Below are 1678 nucleotides of genomic sequence, written 5' to 3'. Positions count from 1 at the left end.
CCGGTCCCGTTGACGGGACCGGCCGGCGTCGCGCATGGTGGGGCCGAATCCGGCCCGCGGCTCAGGCCCTGGACCAGATGCGCGTGGTGAGGCGGAAGTCCTCCCCGAGGCCCCGTGCCTAGACTCGGAGGGTGACCCCTCTCGACCGCGTCCCCGACCAGCGCCCCGTCCCCGCCGGCACCGGCCTCACCCTCGAGGACACTCTCCCCGCTCCCGTGGAGTCCGAGGCCGACGGCGTCCCCGCGCGCCCGCGTCTGGCCCGGACCGTCGCCGAGATGCGCTCCGCTCTCCGTGAGCTCGTCGCCCACGCCACGGACGACGGCGACGCCGAGCCCGTCACCGTCGGCCTGGTCCCCACGATGGGCGCCCTCCACGGCGGCCACGCGGCCCTGGTGCGGCGGGCCCGCGCCGAGAACGACGTCGTCGCGGTCAGCATCTTCGTGAACCCGCTCCAGTTCGGCGATCCGGCCGACCTGGAGCACTACCCGCGCACCCTGGACGCGGACCTGGACCTGCTGGCGGCGGCGGGCGCCGACGTCGTGTTCGCCCCGGACGTGCAGGAGATGTACCCGGGCTACCCGGACGCGCCGATCGTCACCGTCTCCGCCGGCCGCATGGGGGAGGTCCTCGAGGGCGCCTCCCGCCCGGGCCACTTCGACGGCGTGGCCACCGTCGTGGCGAAGCTGTGGAACATCGTGCGCCCGGCCGTGCCGGCCCTGCGCAGCTACTTCGGCCAGAAGGACGCGCAGCAGCTCACCGTCCTGCGCCGCCTGGCCACGGACCTGGACATCGACGTCGACGTCCGCACCGTGCCCATCGTCCGCTCGCCCGAGGGCCTCGCGCTCTCCAGCCGCAACACCCGCCTGGACGCCGCGGGCCTGGAGCACGCGCTCGTCCTCAGCCGCGCGCTGCGCTCCCTGGCCGACGCCGCGGCGGCCGGTGAGCCCGTCGACGTCCAGGCCGCGCGCCGGATGGTCGAGGACGAGCCGGGCGTCGAGCTGGACCACCTCGTGGTGGTGGACCGGGACACCTTCGCCGAGCTCGGTCCGGAGCTGCTGTGCCAGCCGCTGCGCCGCGAGGCCCTCGCCCTCGTGGCCGCGCACGTGCCGCCCGTCCGGCTGATCGACACCATGGTGCTGCCCGTCGCGGGGCCGCTGCCGTGACCCCGGAGCGTCTCGCCGCCGCCTTCGACGGCCCCTCGCCCGCGCTCGCCGCGACGCTGCTGGGGTGCCGGCTGACCGTCGTCGCCCCGGACGGCGCCGTCACCGTGCGGCTGACCGAGACCGAGGCGTACGGGAACGCGGGAGCGGACCCCGGCGCCCACTCGTTCCGCGGCCGCACCGAGCGCAATGCCGCGCTGTTCGGGCCGCCGCGGCGCACGTACGTGTACCTGAACTACGGCATCCACCGCTGCCTGAACCTGGTGGGCCACCCCGAGGGGGAGGCCGGCGGTGTGCTGCTGCGTGCGGCCGAGGTGCTCGCAGGAGGGGACCTCGCGGTGGCCCGCCGTGGCCGGGACACCGGCCCCAAGCTGCTCTCCGGCCCGGGCAACCTCGGCCAGGGCCTCGGCATCACCCTGGAGATGGGCCACGCGCCCGTGGAGATCGTCGCCGCGCCGCCGGAAGTGGCCGACGACGGCGGCACCCCGGCCCGCCTCGCCGCGCCGGCCGCGCCCGCC

2 protein-coding genes are annotated in these 1678 nt (G+C 76.5%); both read left to right on the top strand.

The genetic code is table 11. The features are described from left to right. Nucleotides 1-131: 131 nt before the first annotated feature. Nucleotides 132-1163, top strand: coding sequence for a pantoate--beta-alanine ligase (gene panC, locus HMPREF3105_RS00930; RefSeq protein ID WP_070708555.1), 1032 nt, complete (start codon nucleotides 132-134; stop codon nucleotides 1161-1163). Further along, on the top strand, nucleotides 1160-1678 hold a 519-nt coding region (locus HMPREF3105_RS00925; protein WP_070708554.1), incomplete at its 3' end, for a DNA-3-methyladenine glycosylase. The genes panC and HMPREF3105_RS00925, both read left to right, overlap by 4 nt.

This window comes from Micrococcus sp. HMSC31B01 (assembly GCF_001816085.1).
GTDB lineage: Bacteria > Actinomycetota > Actinomycetes > Actinomycetales > Micrococcaceae > Micrococcus > Micrococcus luteus.
Note: the sequence above shows the minus strand (reverse complement) of the source record. Positions and strands in the feature narration are given on the sequence as shown.